Here is a 17,215-nt window from a genome sequence, read left to right as displayed (position 1 = left end):
AACTATCTTTGTGAAAATTTTTATTTATGTCACGACCTGTTCGCGTGCGTTTTGCTCCGAGTCCGACTGGACCGCTTCACATTGGTGGTGTGCGCACCGCTTTATTTAATTATTTGTTTGCAAAAAAACACAAAGGTACCTTCTACTTACGAATAGAAGATACCGATCAAAATCGATTTGTTGCAGGTGCAGAATCGTATATTTTTGAAGCTTTAGAATGGTTAGGAATAGCTCCCGATGAAACGGTAGGTAAAAATGAAAAATTTGGTCCCTACCGACAAAGTGAGCGAAAATCATTATACAAGCAATATGCCGATCAATTGATTCAATCGGGTTGGGCTTATTATGCGTTTGATACTGCTGAAGCTTTAGATAATCACCGAAAAGAACACGAAAATCTAGGGAAGACCTTTATTTATAATTGGCATAACCGAGAAAAATTAGACACCTCTTTAGTACTAACTGTTGAAGAAACTGAAAATCGAATTGCATCTGGGGAGGCTTATGTTATTCGATTTAAAACTCCGGTGAATCAAATTTTGGAATTACACGATAGTATTCGGGGTGATTTGAAATTTGATACGAATTTATTAGACGATAAAGTGTTATTCAAAAGCGATGGGATGCCAACTTACCATTTAGCAAATATTGTAGATGATCACTTGATGGAAACTTCGCATGTGATTCGTGGTGAGGAATGGTTACCTTCACTCCCATTACACCATTTATTATACCATGCTTTTGGCTGGGAAGCGCCCGAATTTGCCCATTTACCACTAATCTTAAAACCTATCGGTAATGGCAAATTATCAAAACGCGATGGCGACAAAATGGGTTTTCCAATATTTCCATTAAATTGGACCGATTCCGTTACGGGTGAAATTTCATCGGGTTATCGAGAAAAAGGATACTTTCCAGAGGCTGTGATTAATTTTTTAGCTTTATTGGGTTGGAATGACGGAAGTGAGCAAGAATTGTTTTCTTTAGAGGAATTGTGTCAAAAATTTGATTTAAATCGAGTGCATAAATCAGGGGCAAAATTTGATCCGGAAAAAAACAAATGGTTTAATCATCAATACTTACAACAGCAAAATGATGAAAATCTTGCGGCTCTATTTACTAAATCATTTGAGGAAAAAGGAATTCAAACCAATCTTGATTTGAAGCGCATTGTTGGGATGATTAAAGAACGAGCACATTTTGTTTCAGATTTTTGGGATTTAGCAGATTATTTCTTTATCGCTCCTGCTTTGTATGAGGAGAAAGCATTAAAAAATTGGAAAAACGACACTCCCGCTTTGTTAAGTCAAGCCTTTACAGTACTATCAAATGTGGAACCTTTTGAATCCCTTTTACTTGAAAATGAATTAAAAGCTTGGATGGTAGCTCATGAAATTGGAATGGGTAAAATAATGCAACCTTTACGTTTGAGTCTTGTGGGCGCATTAAAAGGACCTCATTTATTTGATATCATTGAACTATTAGGGAAAGAAGAAGTTGGAAAACGAATTACAAAAGCAATAGAAACAATAGAAATAAACCCTTAGTCAATTGGCCTTTTATAAATTAAAAACTACTTGACCATTTATTGTTCCTAAATTTCCTTTGAATCGTTCGTTATTATTATTTGTTGTTAACGTTGCATTTTTATTAAGTTCGTTGAACAAATTCGTAAAACCGTACTGGTAAAATAGCAATAATCGAACGGTTTTAGAGCCTGCTGATAGTCCAAAATGCATCGCTCCCCCTATTTTGGAAACATCTACGATGTCTTTTGCATAAATTCCGGTTGCTGTTTCAGAATTATATTTAATACGATTATTTTCATTGGCTCCGTTTACGGCTAATTTACCATTCACTTGTAAAACAGGACCAAAGTCTAATGAAACATGGTTTTGTACAAGATTATAACTTAACAACAAACGGATTTGAACACCTTGTAAACTAAATTCTGTTGCTCTTGTATTTAAGCCATCTTTACCCAGTGAAAACCGACTATTGAAAAACTGCATACCGTAAATCATACTCCAATTGTTATAATAATTTCCGCGCACTGATAGCCCACCTGCAAATCCATTTCCTGCTTTGGTATCAAAACTTGAGGTAAACATAGTACATTGTGAAATTCCACCAGAAATACCTATTCGATTACCATCACGGTATCCGTATTGTGCTGTGGAAAATACACTAAAGAGTACGGAAAATAATACAACTATAGTTCTCATTATAAAAATTTTGTAACAAACATACAGTATTGCCGTATAATAAATAACTAATTTTAAAAAAATAGTATGGATCCTATTCTCATTATTCTTTCTGTCTTCGGACTTTTTATTTTTTTGGCTGGTTTTTTTACGGTAAAACAGCAAACATCAGTTGTTGTTGAGCGTTTCGGTAAATTTCACAGTATTCGTAATTCGGGTCTTCAATTGAAAATACCCGTAATTGACCGGATTGCAGGTCGAGTGAATTTACGTATTCAACAATTGGATGTAATTATTGAAACACAAACCAAAGATAATGTGTTTGTGAAAATGAAGGTTTCTGTTCAATTTAAGGTAATTCAAGAGCATGTTTATGAAGCGTTTTATAAATTAGAATTTCCTCACGATCAAATAACTGCATATGTGTTTGATGTTGTTCGCGCCGAAGTACCTAAATTAATTTTAGATGATGTATTTGTAAGAAAAGACGATATCGCTATTGCGGTTAAACGCGAATTAAACGAAGCAATGATGGCATATGGTTATGATATTATTAATACATTGGTTACCGATATTGATCCGGATATTCAAGTAAAAAATGCAATGAATCGAATTAATGCGGCAGAACGGGAGAAAGTTGCTGCCGAATTTGAATCTGAAGCACAACGAATTCGTATTGTAGCAAAAGCAAAAGCAGAAGCAGAAAGCAAACGTTTACAAGGGCAAGGTATTGCAGATCAACGAAGAGAAATCGCTAAAGGTTTGGTTGAAAGTGTTGAAGTCTTAAACAATGTTGGAATCAATTCGCAAGAGGCATCTGCACTAATTGTTGTAACCCAACATTATGACACACTACAAGCTATTGGAGCAGACACCAACAGTAATTTGATTTTATTACCCAATTCTCCACAAGCATCTACAGATATGTTAAATAACATGGTAGCAAGCTTTGCAGCAAGTAATCAAATTGGGGAGCAAATAAAAAATCAAAAGAAGAAAGTGAAAGGGTCGGAAAATAAATCTTCTTTAGATTACAATCCGAGTGACACCTCTGAATCAAAATAATATTAGAATAAGAAAAGAGGTATTCCCTCTTTTTTTTTATTTTATAGCAACCATTAAAAGTAAAAAATCCAAATAAAGCGATTTGCTGAGGTTTCTATGGTAAAACTATACACTTAGGTTGCTTGTCTTTAAAAACGCTGGAAAAAGGATTTATTTAGGTTGTTTTTAATAGTTAATAATGATATTTTCTATAAATTGTATAAGAAAATCTAATACCCAAAAAAACCCACTTGAATGGAGGGCTTTCTTAAGTAAATTATTCTTTATGTTCAATTTTTGCCCAGGTGTCTCGAAGACCGACAGTTTTATTAAAAATTAATTTTTCAGAAGAGGAATCAGAATCTACACAGTAATACCCTAACCGTTGAAATTGATATTGAGTACCCACTTTAGCCGATTTTAAACTCGGTTCCATATAGCCGGTTATTACTTGTAATGAATGAGGATTGATATAGGTTTTAAAATCGATTTCTTTATCGCCATCAGGATTTTCATGCGTAAATAAACGATCATAAATCCTTACTTCGGCTTGAATTGCATGTTGAATCGATACCCAGTGAATCGTACCTTTAACCTTACGCATACTAGCTTCAGAACCGCTTCCTGATTTACTATCGGCATCATACGTACAATGGATTTCTAGAATATTCCCATCGGAATCTTTTACTACATGCTCACCTTTAATAATATAGGCATTTTTTAATCGAACTTCAGTACCTAAGGTTAAGCGGAAAAACTTTTTATCAGCATCTTCTTTAAAATCCTCTCGTTCTATATATAATGTTCTAGTAAAAGGTACTTTACGGTAGGTCATTGCTTCTGCCTCCGGATTGTTTTCGGCATCCAACCACTCTTCTTGGTCTTCTGGATAGTTGGTTATAAACAATTTAACTGGATTTAAAACCGCCATCACTCGATCAGCTGACTTATTTAATTCTTCACGAACACAAAATTCTAATAATGAAACATCGATTAAATTGGTTCGTTTAGCAATGCCAATAGTTTTTGCAAAATTACGAATCGCCATAGGTGGATATCCTCTTCGACGCATTCCAGAGATAGTACTCATGCGAGGATCATCCCAACCCGAAACATATTTTTCTTCAACCAATTGCAATAATTTACGTTTAGAAACTACCGTATGCGATAAATTTCTACGAGCAAACTCGCGCTGTTTTGGACGCACTAAGGAGTTGTCATAAATTTGATCCAAAAACCAGTCATACAACTCGCGATGGGGTAAAAATTCAAGCGTACAAAGAGAGTGAGAAATTTGTTCTAAATAATCACTTTCTCCGTGTGCCCAATCATACATAGGATAAATACACCAATCATTTCCTGTTCGATGGTGATGTTCATGCATAATCCTATAAATAATAGGGTCACGCATTAACATGTTGGACGAATTCATATCAATTTTTGCACGTAAAACATGTGTTCCTTTTGGAAATTCACCCTTTTTCATTCGGGTAAATAAATCTAAATTTTCCTCGATAGATCGATTGCGAAAAGGAGAATCGGTACCCGGTTGTGTAGGTGTCCCCTTTTGTTTAGCCATTTCTTCAGAAGTTTGACTATCAACATAGGCTTTCCCTTTTTGAATCAATGCAACAGCCCACTCATAAAGTTGCTGGAAATAATCAGAAGCATAACATTCCCGATCCCATTGAAAGCCCAACCATTCTACATCATGTTTTATCGCATCAACATATTCTTGCTCTTCCTTTGAGGGATTTGTATCATCAAAACGTAAATTTACAGGTGCGTTATAATCTAAACCCAATCCAAAATTTAAGCAGATTGCACTCGCATGACCCACATGTAAATAACCATTAGGTTCGGGTGGAAAACGAAATCGAAGCTTATCTTTTGATAATCCACTTGCTAAATCTTCTTCGATGATTTGTTCGATAAAATTGAGTGATTTTTCCTCGGTTGACATAGAAATTTCTTAATTTTAGCAAAGATATAAAAAGGTTTTGGTTTTAAGTTTATGGAAGTAACCTGAAACCCGAAACTTAAAGCAATTTGTAATGGGAACCATCAAATTAAACAATATCCGTACCTATTCATATCACGGTTGTTTATCTGAAGAGGCAAAGATTGGTAGTGATTACCGTGTAGATTTAGAAGTTAAGACTGGCTTACGTAAATCGGCTGAATCTGATGAATTGGCGGATACAGTTGATTATGTTTTATTAAATCGAATAGTGGTAGAAGAAATGGCAGTTCGTTCAAAATTACTTGAACATGTGGCCCATCGAATCATTCAACGAATTTTTAGTGAAATACCAGCTGTTTCGCGTATTTTATTAGCAGTTGCTAAACTAAATCCACCCATTGGTGGTGATGTAGAAGCAGTAACGATTGAAATGGAAGAATACCGAAACTAAATTCAATTCATTACGATAGGTATTTTAAGTGAATTGAAGCTTGCGATTTGTTTTTTGTTTTTTTTTTATCTTATATTTGCTCACCAGAAAAAAGGCGTCGTGGCCGAGCGGCTAGGCATCGGTCTGCAAAACCGCGTACCCCGGTTCGAATCCGGGCGATGCCTCTGCAAAACCTCTCAGAAACGGGAGGTTTTTTTTATTGATAAATTGTAAACTGGTTCCGAAAATTTAAAATAATATTATTTAGAATTTAAAGTACTTTCATGGGGTTTTCGGATTCCTAAACGCTGCTCAATCATTTTTTTTTCTTTTGGAAAAAATCCTTGCATGATTAAAAAACTACCGAAAATCATTAAAATAACACTTATGACACGCTTAATTTTATAGATGTTCTTCGGTGTTAATCGGGATTTTAATTGTTTAGCTACTAAAATTTTTAATACATCTACCGCAAAATAGCTAATGATAATCGAAGTAATAAATATAAAAATTCGGTTAGTATCCATATTTAATTTAGGGCCAAATACAATAATTATACCCATCCAAAAAGCCAAGACACCAATATTGATGAAATTTAAAAAAAAGCCTTTAAAAAATAATCCTAAATAATTGTTTTTCTGAATATTATCCTCTTCAACAAGTTCAACTTCTTGTTGTTTTTGGAAGCTTTTTTTCTCATTAATAAAAGATACAATACCATAAACCAACATTAGAATTCCACCAAAAACAAACAATGCTGGATCATCTTTTAATCTTTCTAGTATTTGATTTGTACTAAAATATGCAATTAGAATAAAAATAAAATCGCTAAACACTACTCCGGTATCAAATACCATAGCTGCACGAAAACCTTTGGTTATACTGGTTTCTAAAAGAACAAAAAATACAGGGCCAATAGTAAAAGCTAATAAAAATCCCCATGGAATCGCAGCAAGTATATCGTTTAGCATGAATTATAACTGATTTAAATTATAAAAGAATAATATTTATGTTCCTATAAAATTCAAAAATTAGCTTAACTTCTTTAGTAAAGGTTTTTTATTTTATTTGTCGGATAGTGCCTCCAGCTATTATTTTTTCATTAATCTGTTTTGGATTTCCATAAATTAAAATGGTTCCCCCTGCTCTAATTTTTGCATCAACTAATTCTGAAGCATAAATCAAGGCATCACCTCCCGCATTTCCGGTTATCATTGTTTGTTCAGTGAGCAATCGATCTGCTTGATAAATTCCACCTGAATTAAAAATTACATCCTGATTTTTAGCTTTACCCGTAACCATTACAACAGATCCATTAGCTGTTCGGGCTTTTAATAAATAAACCTCAAGATTCATTCTAATTTTAGAACCTTCTTTTGCAATTATTTCAAAGGAAGTAGATTTTACAACTGAATCACAACCTAAATAAGAACCTTCATTTGTTTCTACAGCTTCAAGACGCGTAAAATAAACGGTAGCAGAAACAGCATCGCCTGATAATAATTGTGTAATTGGCATCCGAAGTTTTAATTCATTATTTTTTAAAATAACTTCAACAGATTCGGCGCCGCTTCCTGTAAGTATTACTTTATTTTCACTTGCAGGAATTAACAATACATCAATTTTATCAAAAGCAGTAACCTTGGTAAAATCACCAACTCTCCTTTCAATTTGAGCTATTGCAACAGTACTAATTAAAAAAACGATTAGAACAACTTTTTTCATTTTATAAAAGGGAATTTAATTATTCATTTTTCCGTAAATAGGTAAAATCGAGTTGTTTTTTAACTAAATCTGCATTTTTCACCTTAACATAAACCTCGTCACCTAATTGTAATAAACCTTTATACATTTCACCAATATACGCATATTGTTTTTCATCAAAAACATAATAATCTTCTTTGATATCACGTATACGAACCATTCCTTCACATTTATTTGCAATAATTTCAACATAAATTCCCCATTCAGTAACCCCGGATATTACGCCTAAAAATTCTTCATCCATATGATCTTTCATGTATTTAACCTGCATATATTTTACAGAATCACGTTCGGCATTGGCAGCTAAAATTTCTCGATCAGTAGAATGCTCACATTTTTCTTCAAATTCCTCTTCATTTACACTTTTTCCTCCATCTAAATAATGTTGCAATAAACGGTGCGCCATTACATCGGGATAACGCCGAATAGGTGAAGTAAAATGACTGTAGTAATCGAAAGCTAAACCATAATGGCCAATATTTTCAGTAGAATAACGCGCTTTACTCATGGCACGAATAGCTAAAGTATCCACTAAATTTTGTTCTTTTCGACCCTGAACCTCAACCAATAGGTCATTCAAAGATTTTGAAATGGTATGTTTGGTTTTAAAATTAATCGAATAGCCAAATTTTGATATAATCGACTGTAAACCAATTAATTTATCTTCATTTGGTTCATCGTGAATTCGATAAATAAAGGTTTTCTTTTGTTTACCTATAAATTCAGCAACTTTTCGATTGGCTAATAACATGAATTCTTCAATTAAAAAATTAGCTTCTTTCGCCTGTTTAAAATAAACACCTATCGGTTCGTCGTTTTCATTTAAATTAAATTTTACTTCAACTTTATCAAAAGAAATCGCTCCAGCTGCCATTCGTTTTTGACGCATAATTTTAGCCAAAGCATCCAATTTTAATACAGCTTCTACAATAGGATTTGGAACGGAATAATCCGAACCAGTTAAAGCTATTTTTGCTGGAATTAAATCGGATTTTGTTTCAATTATATATTGCGCTTCTTCATAAGAAAAACGCTGATCTGAATATATAACAGTTCGTCCAAACCATTGCTGTACTAGTTCAGCTTTATCATTTAGTTCAAAAACCGCTGAAAACGTATATTTCTCTTCATGTGGACGAAGTGAACAAGCAAAATTAGAGAGTACTTCAGGTAGCATGGGTACTACACGATCAACTAAGTATACTGAAGTAGCCCGTTTAAATGCTTCATCATCTAAAATAGTTCCTTCTTTTACATAATGCGATACATCTGCAATATGAATCCCTATTTCATAATTTCCATTGGGTAAAACTTGAAACGATAAAGCATCATCAAAGTCTTTTGCATCTTTAGGATCGATAGTAAAGGTTAAAATATCTCGCATATCCCTCCGCTTAGCAATTTCATTTGCAGTAATTGAAGTATCTATTTTATTTGCAAATGCTTCTACTTCAATTGGAAAATCGTAAGGAAGTCCGTATTCAGCTAAAATTGCATGAATTTCTGTATCGTGTTCACCGGGTTTACCAAGGACTTTAACTACCGTTCCTAGAGGAGAATCTGCTTTCTTTGGCCAATCTTCCAATCGAACTAATACCACATCACCGTGTTGGGCATCATTCAATTTATTTTTTGGTATAAAAATATCGGTATACATTTTTGCATTAGCCGTAGTAACAAAACCAAAATTCTTTTGGATATCAATAACCCCAACAAATTCAACTTTCGAACGTTCAAGAATTTCAACTACTTCTGCTTCTGTTTTTCGGGAAGAGCGTTTATTATAAATATAAACTTTAACCCGATCACCATGTAAAGCATGGTTCAAATTCATAAAAGGAATAAAAACATCGTCATCCAACGCATCACAAACAAAATAACCGGTCTTACGTGAAGTCATATCGATAATTCCTTCATAATATTCTTGATTATTACTTTCAACTAAATATTTACCAGGGGCAACTTCAGTAATTAACTTTTGAGATGCTAAAATTTTTAGGTCTTTAATTATTTCATTACGACTTTTAGTATCATCACATTCTAAAATAGCGGCTATTTGCTTGTAATTAAATGGTTTATTGGGATTATTAGCGATTATTTTAAATATTTTTTCAGAAAAATTATGTTTTTTTTTCCCGAGCTTTTTTGGTTTTTTAGGCATACTTCATTTTCTTTTACGGTTGAAAATTACAAAATACTATTCAGTTCCTTAGCTATATTCTTAAGTTTTAATAGGAAAATAACATTTACTTTTTTTATTTTCATTTACCTTTAAAAAAAATAGGTTACTTATGAATGCTATGATTACTGTTGCAATTTTTCAACTCCCTCAAGAACTGTATATTTTAAAAACAGTATTGGAACGTGAATCTATTCCTTATTATTTTGAAAATGAAACAATCGTTTCTATTGATCCTTTTGCAAGTATTGCTTTAGGCGGTATTAAACTCAAAGTACATCCAGAAAATAAAGAACGAACCCTACAATTACTAGAAGATCTAAACAATCCCTTATCAATCGTATAAAAATTATTTAAAATTGGAATGTTTTCAACACGATTTAAAAACAACATTTATAAATATTAATTTTTAAAATTTTATGATGATTATAATAGGGTGTTAATAATGATGAAAACTTTTATGGTTGCTCTTTTATTTAAAACTTTTATCTAATTATACATTGATATTAACACTTTTTCACGAAGCTAAATCTTTAAAAATAAACTAATTTTCTGAATTTATTAACAGTTGTCAACAAAAAAAAACATCCTAGATTTTTGAAAACTTTTTAGGTTAATTTCTGTTGAAAAGTTACTTTTTTGTGTCAATAATTTTACAAAAAAATCCAATAACTTTATTTGGTTTTCAGCGTTTAATTTTACCTTATAAAAATTTGTTATCGTCTTAAAGAAAGTTCTAATTTTCTATTCAAATTTATTAACATCCAATGTTAATTTAAAGTTACCTGAAAATCAGTACATTGTAAATTACTATTAACAAGATATTTTTTATTTTTATTATAATATTGATTTTCAATATATTACATAAATTTAGTACTGTTTTTTTATTTACCTTAAATAAAATAATCCCTTCTTTAATTTTTATAATAATACTATATAACAATGTTGCTTTCAAAAGATTTTATTAAGGATTGTAGGTGTCCAAAATCTTAATTCGCTAACTTTGTACAAACAACCTATACAACCGCATGAAAATTTCAATTGGCAATGACCACGCCGGACCCGATTATAAAAAAGCACTCGTTGAATTTTTATCAGCTCAAGGACACGAAGTTATCAATTATGGCACCGATACTTTTGACAGTGTAGACTATCCTGATTTTGGACATCCTGTTGCGATGGATGTTGCCCGTGGAAACGTTGATTTTGGAATCGTAATTTGTGGTTCTGGAAATGGAATTAATATGACTGTGAATAAGCATGAAGGAGTTCGCGCCGCTTTATGTTGGACAAAAGAAATAGCCGCTCTTGCCCGCCAACATAACAATGCAAACATTATTAGTATTCCTGCTCGATTTACAGCAATTCCTCAAGCATTGGAAATGGTAGATACCTTTTTAAAAACCTCTTTTGAGGGCGGACGTCATCAAGCCCGTGTACAAAAAATAACGTGTTAATAAAATGCTTAACCAACTCCAATCGGTTTCCAAAGTTATACGCGCAGCGCGATTTATTGCGCTAATTACATTTGTTTTTGGCTCAATTTTGATGTTGTGGTATTATCTAAATCCCATTGGCGGTGTAATCTATTTATCGTTATTTTACATTATTTCAATGTTTTTTTTAAATACTTATTTTGCGGTACGGTTACTTCAAATTTTCACCACACAAAATGGATTTAAAGCAAAAATTCTTCAAACATGGGGAATAATGTTGTTAAACATTCCTGTGGGTTACCTTTATGTTCACTGGGGGTTGGAAATTTACCAAAACGCGACGCCAGTTTATTAATTGACAATTCAATTTTTAAACTTTGTGGATGCTCGAGCTAGGTTTATAGCAACTTGCTTTTTTGTTCTAAATAGAATCAACGCCAATAATTTCGCTATCGCTTACACCAATTATTGTTCGTAAAAACTTCCAACTATAATCAGAACATTCTTTTTCACGTTTTGTTTTTTACCCGTACATTTAACTTTTTAGAATTTCTTGTAACAATGACATCTATTCAGTTTATTCAAAATCAATTACAACTTCCTGTTTCAGGAATCAAAGGTATTGAAGCCACACTCCAACTCCTTTCCGAAGATTGTACCATTCCTTTTATTGCCCGTTATCGTAAGGATAAAACGGGTAATTTGGATGAAGTGGCCATTGAAGCTATCGCCAAACTCAATAAACAGTATAACGAAATTTTGAAACGCAAGGAAAGTGTTTTGAACTCGATTGAAGAACAAGGACAATTGAGTCCGGACCTGAAAGCCAAAATAGAGAACAGTTTCGACCTCCAGGAAATCGAAGATTTGTATTTACCTTATAAAAAGAGAAAGAAAACCAAAGCCGATGTAGCACGCGAAAATGGGCTTGAGCCTTTAGCAAAAATTATTATGTCCCAAAATACTGAAGATGTAGAGTATTTAGCATCGAAGTATTTAACCGCTATTGTAACCAACGAAGATGAGGCGTTACAAGGTGCCCGCGATATTATTGCTGAGTGGGTTAATGAAAATTTGTATGTCCGTAAAAATCTTCGTCGAATGTTTCAACGTTCAGGAATCATTACAACCAAAGTGGCAAAGGGAGAAGAAGCCGAAGAAAATGCCCAGAAATATGTCCAATATTTTGATTGGTCTGAACCGATTTCAAAAGCACCTTCCCATCGTTTATTGGCTATGCTGCGTGCAGAAGCTGAGGGTTGCCTTAAATTATCGCTTTCAATTGAAAAAGCTGAGGCTATTGATTTTATTCAACAAGCTATTATCAAACGTAATAATGAAACAAGAATCCAACTAGAATTAGCAATAAAAGACAGCTACAAACGATTACTTGAGCCAGCTATTTCCAACGAAACCCTTCAAGAAGCCAAATTAAAAGCGGATACTAAAGCGATTGCAGTTTTCTCTGAAAATTTACGCCAATTATTGTTGGCGCCGCCCCTTGGTGAAAAACGTGTGTTGGCAATTGATCCGGGTTACCGAACCGGTTGTAAAGTTGTGTGTCTTGATGAACAAGGCGATTTGTTATACAATGAAACCATTTATCCACACGCGCCCCAAAATGAAACGACAATGGCCATGAAAAAAATTAAATCGATGGTCAATGCTTATCAAATAGAAGCCATTTCTATCGGGAACGGAACTGCAAGTCGCGAAACGGAGTTTTTTATAAAAAAAATCGCCTTTGACAAACCTATTCAAGTATTTGTGGTTTCTGAAGCAGGCGCGTCGGTTTATTCGGCCAGTAAAATTGCGCGTGAAGAGTTTCCAAATTATGATGTTACCGTTCGCGGTTCAGTTTCAATTGGCCGACGCTTGTGTGATCCCTTGGCAGAGTTGGTAAAAATTGATCCAAAATCGATAGGCGTAGGGCAGTACCAACACGATGTTGACCAAACCAAACTAAAAGAAGAGCTAGACAATACGGTAATTCGTTGTGTGAATGCGGTTGGAATAAATATTAATACCGCAAGTAAATCCTTACTGAGTTATGTGAGTGGAATAGGGGAGAAAATAGCTGAAAATATCGTCAAATTTCGTACGGAAAACGGTCCGTTTGAAGATCGGAATCAGTTAAAGAAAGTTCCGCGTTTAGGGGATAAAGCATTTCAACAAGCTGCGGCTTTTGTTCGAATTAAAGACGGTAAAAATCCTCTAGACAATTCGGCCGTCCATCCAGAATCGTATCAAGTAGTCACGCAAATGGCTAAAGATTTAGGCATCAATATTTCTGAATTAATTGCGAATAAATCAAAAATAGCCCAGCTTAAACCCGAAAATTATATTAATGAAACGACAGGGGTTTTAGGGATTAAGGATATCATTAAAGAATTGGAAAAACCCGGTTTAGATCCTCGTAAAGCTGTCAAAGTTTTTGAATTTGATCCCAATGTAAAAACAATTCAAAATTTACGGTCTGGAATGATTTTACCTGGAATTGTTAACAATATTACTGCTTTTGGGTGTTTTGTAGATATCGGAATTAAAGAAAGTGGCTTGGTTCATATTTCGCAACTCAAAGAAGGTTATGTTGCCGATGTGAATGAAGTGGTAAAGATGCACCAACACGTTCAAGTTAAAGTAGTTGAGGTTGATGAAGCAAGAAAACGCATTCAGTTAACAATGCTATTGTAAATTTTTTACAAAGGTAGAATAACGGAATAATCATTTAAAGCTGCAGCTGCTAGTAAAAAAGGTTTCTTTTGGTAAGGTTACCACAGCATAAAAAAATCACCACAAATTGCGGTGATTGTTATATTTTGTAATAGCGGAATTTGGAAACGAAACAAGATAAAAGCTCTTACTATCTTTAATCGTTTCGTTAAGGAGAACAATAAAGCGTTAGTGTAGAGCGAAATTTTATTTTATTTCCTCTTTGGACTCTTCTTTAGCTTTTTCTTCTCCTTTGGCGGCGTCTTTAAATTCTTTTACACCCGCGCCCAAACCTTTCATTAATTCCGGAATTTTTTTACCTCCAAATAAAAGTAAAACAACGATTAAAATGATGATCCATTCGGTTGGTCCCATTCTTCCCATAGTATAGAAATTTTATGCTTTCGCAGTTTTTAATTAAATTATTAAGACAAAGGTAAATAAAAAAAGTATCGGGATGAGAATTATCGCTAAGATTTCACGTTAAAGTTCGTTAATTATCCACTCTTTACTCCCACTACATTTGTTATATTTGTGAAATGATATTTGGTTTATGGTGCCCAAAAAATTGAAAAAAAAGGAACGTCTCAAAAAACACTTGTTTACCAAAAACAGGTTGGTTATTTTAAATGATGAAACTTTCGAAGAACTTTTTTCATTACGCCTCACATTGATGAATGTATTTGTTGTTGTGGGTGTAGGGGCTATTGTTATTATTTTCATCACAACATTTATCATTGCTTTTACTCCTCTTCGCGAATATATTCCGGGCTATCCATCAACGGAATTAAAACGCAATGCAACAGAATTGGCTTTAAAGTCGGATTCATTAGAATTTGCTATCAAGAAAAACGAAGCCTATCTACAATCGATTCAAAAGGTTTTAAATGGAAATTTAGCGTATGCAAAAGTTAACAAAGACTCTATTTTGGCTATTGATGTAGATACCTTACCCGACCTACAATTGACCCCTAGTGAAAAAGAACTAGAATTACGAAAAGAAGTACAAGCGGAAGAAAACACCACTAAAAAAAAAGCTCCCAAAAAAGGTACTAAATAATGGCATTAAAATCATTTGTAGCTAAACTTTTTGCTCAAAAAGTCTTTAATGACACTCAAAAATGGGCACAAAATCCGGTTGAAACCCAACAAAAAGTATTTCGTGAATTAATTGCGAATGCACAATCAACCGTTTTTGGGAAAGATCATCATTTTGAACAGATTCAAACCCATTCTGATTTTTCGAAACGGGTACCTATTCGGGATTACGAGCAATTAAAATCTTATATTCATCGTGTGGTGCATGGGGAAGAAAATATACTTTGGAAAGGAAAGCCCTTGTATTTTGCTAAAACTTCGGGTACGACTTCGGGAGCAAAATATATTCCATTAACCAAAGAATCTCTTCCGTTTCATATTCAAGCCGCACGAAACGCTATTCTAAATTATATTCACGAAACAGGAACTGCTGATTTTGTTTCTGGTAAAATGATTTTTTTACAAGGAAGTCCCATTTTGGAAGAAAAAAATGGAATTAAACTCGGAAGATTATCTGGTATTGTAGCACATTTTGTTCCGAAATATTTACAAAAAAACCGTATGCCGAGTTGGAAAACCAATTGTATTGAAGATTGGGAAACCAAAGTCAATGCCATTGTGGATGAAACCATCAATGAAAACATGACGGTTATTTCGGGAATTCCGTCTTGGGTGCAAATGTATTTTGAAAAATTAAAAGAAAGAGCAAATCAACCGGTTGGAAGCCTTTTTAAAAACTTCCAATTATTTATTTACGGCGGGGTTAATTACGAACCGTATCGAGCAAAATTTGAGAATTTAATTGGACGTAAAGTCGATTCTATTGAGTTGTTTCCGGCTTCGGAAGGTTTTTTTGCCTACCAAGATTCGCAAAAAGAAAAAGGAATGTTACTGCTCTTGAATTCAGGAATTTTCTATGAATTTATAAAAGCAACTGAATTTTTCAATGAAAACCCCAAACGTTATACTATAGGCGAAGTAGAATTAGGTGTCAATTATGTTTTAATTATTTCGACGAATGCCGGTCTTTGGGCTTATAATATTGGGGATACTTTAGAATTTACCTGTTTAAATCCTTACCGGGTAATTGTAACGGGCCGTATAAAACATTTTATTTCGGCTTTTGGCGAACATGTTATTGGTAAAGAAGTCGAATCCGCTTTAAAAGAAGCGATGGAAGGAACCAATATTCGCGTAAACGAATTTACAGTCGTACCCCAAATCACTCCAAACGAAGGTTTGCCGTATCACGAATGGTTTATTGAGTTTGATTCCGAAGTGTCGGAACAACCCGATAGTTTAGCAGATTTTGCGTTGAAAATCGATGCCGCTATGCGCAAACAAAACGTCTATTATGACGATTTAATTAGGGGTAATGTGTTGCGAACATTAGTCATTACCAAAGTTCCAAAAAATGGTTTTCAAGCCTATATGAAATCTATCGGAAAACTAGGGGGTCAAAATAAACTACCCCGATTAAGTAACGACAGAACAATAGCTCAGTTTTTTGAAATAAAAGAAGAAAGATGAAAGAAGAAAGACTGATTTGGATTTTTTTAATTGTTAGCCAATTTGCGTTTTCACAAATCAAAGGCGTCGTCAAAGACAGTATTTCAGGCGAACCCATTCCGTATGTTAATATCTGGGTCGAAGGCGAACAAATTGCAGGCACTACCGAGGCGAATGGGGTATTTAACCTTCCGTATACAGGAAAAGGTGCTTTTTTGGTGTTTACTTCGGTAGGTTATCAAAGAAAAAGAGTGCCTTTGGCATCAGCCGGTACTGTATTGATGCAACCCGAATCCTATATTTTACAAGAAGTTACGCTAGCGGGTCAAAAATTTACTAAAGAACTTGAAATTGGTATTCGAAAAAACACAACCTATCAAGCATTTGATAATGGTCCTAAAATTGAAACTAAGTTTTTCCCCTATTTTGACTCCTATAGAAAAACGAAATACATTAAAAAAGTTCGAATTCAAACCGATAGCCGAATCGACGGCGCCTTAATCAAACTGCATTTTTATGGAGTAGATGAAAACGGCTTTCCGGGCACTGAACTCCTAAAAAAAGAGCTAATCATTTTAGTTAAAAGTGGTGTAACCCATATGAAAATCGATATTTCTGATTATAATTTAGTAATGCCTAAGTCGGGTTTATTTGTGGGTTACGAGAAATTATTAATTGAACAAAATAAAGTAGAAAAAACAGTGACCGATCCAAATTCAGGGATTCAACGTACGCAACGAACCTATTATCCATTTATTCTTTATTGTTATGTAGAATCGGAGGCACAATTTGTTTATAGCGCTGGAAAATGGGTTAAAAAAACACCCACTGAAGCGGGGAGTACTCAACAAAAGTTCACAATTTTTGAACCCGCAATTAACTTGGTTTTATCGAACTAACACCAAAATCACTACCTTTGTGGGTTAGTAAAAAGAA

The 17,215-nt window shown here is 33.9% G+C and carries 16 protein-coding genes and 1 tRNA gene; 11 read left to right on the top strand and 6 right to left on the bottom strand.

From position 1 onward, the window contains the following. The first annotated feature begins 26 nt into the window (after window positions 1-26). The gene (gene gltX, locus Q0039_RS02330; RefSeq protein ID WP_297508451.1) at window positions 27-1,547 is read left to right on the top strand and encodes a glutamate--tRNA ligase; all 1,521 of its coding nucleotides are present in this window, start codon (window positions 27-29) and stop codon (window positions 1,545-1,547) included. A 12-nt stretch (window positions 1,548-1,559) separates the two neighbouring features. Here gltX and Q0039_RS02325 read toward each other — a convergent pair whose 3' ends face one another. After that, window positions 1,560-2,225: a PorT family protein gene (locus Q0039_RS02325; protein WP_297508449.1), complete on the bottom strand. Its 666-nt coding sequence runs from the start codon at window positions 2,223-2,225 to the stop codon at window positions 1,560-1,562. 66 nt (window positions 2,226-2,291) lie between these two features. On the opposite strand from Q0039_RS02325, the gene Q0039_RS02320 reads away from it, so the two are divergent. Then, window positions 2,292-3,269, top strand: a complete 978-nt coding sequence (locus tag Q0039_RS02320) for an SPFH domain-containing protein (protein ID WP_297508446.1) — start codon at window positions 2,292-2,294, stop codon at window positions 3,267-3,269. Between the two features lie 256 nt (window positions 3,270-3,525). Here Q0039_RS02320 and Q0039_RS02315 read toward each other — a convergent pair whose 3' ends face one another. Further along, window positions 3,526-5,211 (bottom strand): glutamine--tRNA ligase/YqeY domain fusion protein, encoded by a 1,686-nt coding sequence (locus Q0039_RS02315; protein WP_297508443.1) that lies wholly within the window; start codon window positions 5,209-5,211, stop codon window positions 3,526-3,528. A gap of 91 nt (window positions 5,212-5,302) precedes the next feature. Here Q0039_RS02315 and folB point away from each other — a divergent pair, with 91 nt between their 5' ends. Both folB and Q0039_RS02305 read left to right on the top strand, forming a co-directional pair. After that, the gene (folB, locus tag Q0039_RS02310) at window positions 5,303-5,662 is read left to right on the top strand and encodes a dihydroneopterin aldolase (RefSeq protein ID WP_297508439.1); all 360 of its coding nucleotides are present in this window, start codon (window positions 5,303-5,305) and stop codon (window positions 5,660-5,662) included. 93 nt (window positions 5,663-5,755) lie between these two features. Continuing rightward, window positions 5,756-5,826: transfer RNA gene (locus tag Q0039_RS02305), tRNA-Cys, on the top strand. A 75-nt stretch (window positions 5,827-5,901) separates the two neighbouring features. Here Q0039_RS02305 and Q0039_RS02300 read toward each other — a convergent pair. The 3 genes from Q0039_RS02300 to rnr form a co-directional block, all read right to left on the bottom strand. After that, window positions 5,902-6,612: a LysE family transporter gene (locus Q0039_RS02300; RefSeq protein WP_297508437.1), complete on the bottom strand. Its 711-nt coding sequence runs from the start codon at window positions 6,610-6,612 to the stop codon at window positions 5,902-5,904. A gap of 88 nt (window positions 6,613-6,700) precedes the next feature. Continuing rightward, complete coding sequence (locus Q0039_RS02295) at window positions 6,701-7,366, bottom strand: head GIN domain-containing protein (protein ID WP_297508434.1); 666 nt, start codon at window positions 7,364-7,366, stop codon at window positions 6,701-6,703. A gap of 19 nt (window positions 7,367-7,385) precedes the next feature. Further along, window positions 7,386-9,566, bottom strand: a complete 2,181-nt coding sequence (gene rnr, locus Q0039_RS02290) for a ribonuclease R (RefSeq protein ID WP_297508431.1) — start codon at window positions 9,564-9,566, stop codon at window positions 7,386-7,388. Between the two features lie 130 nt (window positions 9,567-9,696). On the opposite strand from rnr, the gene Q0039_RS02285 reads away from it, so the two are divergent. From Q0039_RS02285 to Q0039_RS02270, 4 genes are all read left to right on the top strand, one after another. Beyond that, on the top strand, window positions 9,697-9,930 hold the full coding sequence (locus tag Q0039_RS02285; protein ID WP_297508428.1) for a DUF2007 domain-containing protein: 234 nt from the start codon (window positions 9,697-9,699) through the stop codon (window positions 9,928-9,930). 682 nt (window positions 9,931-10,612) lie between these two features. Further along, window positions 10,613-11,041: a ribose 5-phosphate isomerase B gene (gene rpiB, locus Q0039_RS02280; RefSeq protein ID WP_297508426.1), complete on the top strand. Its 429-nt coding sequence runs from the start codon at window positions 10,613-10,615 to the stop codon at window positions 11,039-11,041. 4 nt (window positions 11,042-11,045) lie between these two features. Further along, window positions 11,046-11,375, top strand: a complete 330-nt coding sequence (locus tag Q0039_RS02275; RefSeq protein WP_297508423.1) for a hypothetical protein — start codon at window positions 11,046-11,048, stop codon at window positions 11,373-11,375. Between the two features lie 206 nt (window positions 11,376-11,581). Beyond that, entirely contained in the window at window positions 11,582-13,714 is a 2,133-nt protein-coding gene (locus Q0039_RS02270; RefSeq protein ID WP_297508421.1) for a Tex family protein, read from the top strand. A gap of 225 nt (window positions 13,715-13,939) precedes the next feature. Here Q0039_RS02270 and Q0039_RS02265 read toward each other — a convergent pair whose 3' ends face one another. Then, window positions 13,940-14,116 (bottom strand): twin-arginine translocase TatA/TatE family subunit, encoded by a 177-nt coding sequence (locus tag Q0039_RS02265; RefSeq protein ID WP_297508418.1) that lies wholly within the window; start codon window positions 14,114-14,116, stop codon window positions 13,940-13,942. Between the two features lie 169 nt (window positions 14,117-14,285). Here Q0039_RS02265 and Q0039_RS02260 point away from each other — a divergent pair, with 169 nt between their 5' ends. From Q0039_RS02260 to Q0039_RS02250, 3 genes are read left to right on the top strand one after another with little or no spacing between them, the layout of a single operon-like run. Beyond that, window positions 14,286-14,792, top strand: a complete 507-nt coding sequence (locus Q0039_RS02260; protein WP_297508416.1) for a peptidase — start codon at window positions 14,286-14,288, stop codon at window positions 14,790-14,792. Further along, window positions 14,792-16,300, top strand: coding sequence for a GH3 auxin-responsive promoter family protein (locus tag Q0039_RS02255; RefSeq protein WP_297508414.1), 1,509 nt, complete (start codon window positions 14,792-14,794; stop codon window positions 16,298-16,300). Before Q0039_RS02260 ends, Q0039_RS02255 begins: the two co-directional genes overlap by 1 nt. Beyond that, entirely contained in the window at window positions 16,297-17,178 is an 882-nt protein-coding gene (locus Q0039_RS02250; protein WP_297508411.1) for a carboxypeptidase-like regulatory domain-containing protein, read from the top strand. The genes Q0039_RS02255 and Q0039_RS02250 overlap by 4 nt, the downstream gene beginning before the upstream one ends. Window positions 17,179-17,215 lie beyond the last annotated feature (37 nt).

Source organism: Flavobacterium sp. (assembly GCF_027484945.1).
Taxonomy (GTDB): domain Bacteria; phylum Bacteroidota; class Bacteroidia; order Flavobacteriales; family Flavobacteriaceae; genus Flavobacterium.
This window is presented reverse-complemented; position numbering and strand designations above follow the sequence as displayed.

Bases quoted from the DNA above. Each gene is read 5' to 3' on its own strand.
- gltX (WP_297508451.1), top strand. From the start codon at position 27: ATGTCACGACCTGTTCGCGTGCGTTTTGCTCCGAGTCCGACTGGACCG.
- Q0039_RS02325 (WP_297508449.1), bottom strand. From the start codon at position 2,225: ATGAGAACTATAGTTGTATTATTTTCCGTACTCTTTAGTGTATTTTCC.
- Q0039_RS02320 (WP_297508446.1), top strand. From the start codon at position 2,292: ATGGATCCTATTCTCATTATTCTTTCTGTCTTCGGACTTTTTATTTTT.
- Q0039_RS02315 (WP_297508443.1), bottom strand. From the start codon at position 5,211: ATGTCAACCGAGGAAAAATCACTCAATTTTATCGAACAAATCATCGAA.
- folB (WP_297508439.1), top strand. From the start codon at position 5,303: ATGGGAACCATCAAATTAAACAATATCCGTACCTATTCATATCACGGT.
- Q0039_RS02300 (WP_297508437.1), bottom strand. From the start codon at position 6,612: ATGCTAAACGATATACTTGCTGCGATTCCATGGGGATTTTTATTAGCT.
- Q0039_RS02295 (WP_297508434.1), bottom strand. From the start codon at position 7,366: ATGAAAAAAGTTGTTCTAATCGTTTTTTTAATTAGTACTGTTGCAATA.
- rnr (WP_297508431.1), bottom strand. From the start codon at position 9,566: ATGCCTAAAAAACCAAAAAAGCTCGGGAAAAAAAAACATAATTTTTCT.
- Q0039_RS02285 (WP_297508428.1), top strand. From the start codon at position 9,697: ATGAATGCTATGATTACTGTTGCAATTTTTCAACTCCCTCAAGAACTG.
- rpiB (WP_297508426.1), top strand. From the start codon at position 10,613: ATGAAAATTTCAATTGGCAATGACCACGCCGGACCCGATTATAAAAAA.
- Q0039_RS02275 (WP_297508423.1), top strand. From the start codon at position 11,046: ATGCTTAACCAACTCCAATCGGTTTCCAAAGTTATACGCGCAGCGCGA.
- Q0039_RS02270 (WP_297508421.1), top strand. From the start codon at position 11,582: ATGACATCTATTCAGTTTATTCAAAATCAATTACAACTTCCTGTTTCA.
- Q0039_RS02265 (WP_297508418.1), bottom strand. From the start codon at position 14,116: ATGGGAAGAATGGGACCAACCGAATGGATCATCATTTTAATCGTTGTT.
- Q0039_RS02260 (WP_297508416.1), top strand. From the start codon at position 14,286: ATGGTGCCCAAAAAATTGAAAAAAAAGGAACGTCTCAAAAAACACTTG.
- Q0039_RS02255 (WP_297508414.1), top strand. From the start codon at position 14,792: ATGGCATTAAAATCATTTGTAGCTAAACTTTTTGCTCAAAAAGTCTTT.
- Q0039_RS02250 (WP_297508411.1), top strand. From the start codon at position 16,297: ATGAAAGAAGAAAGACTGATTTGGATTTTTTTAATTGTTAGCCAATTT.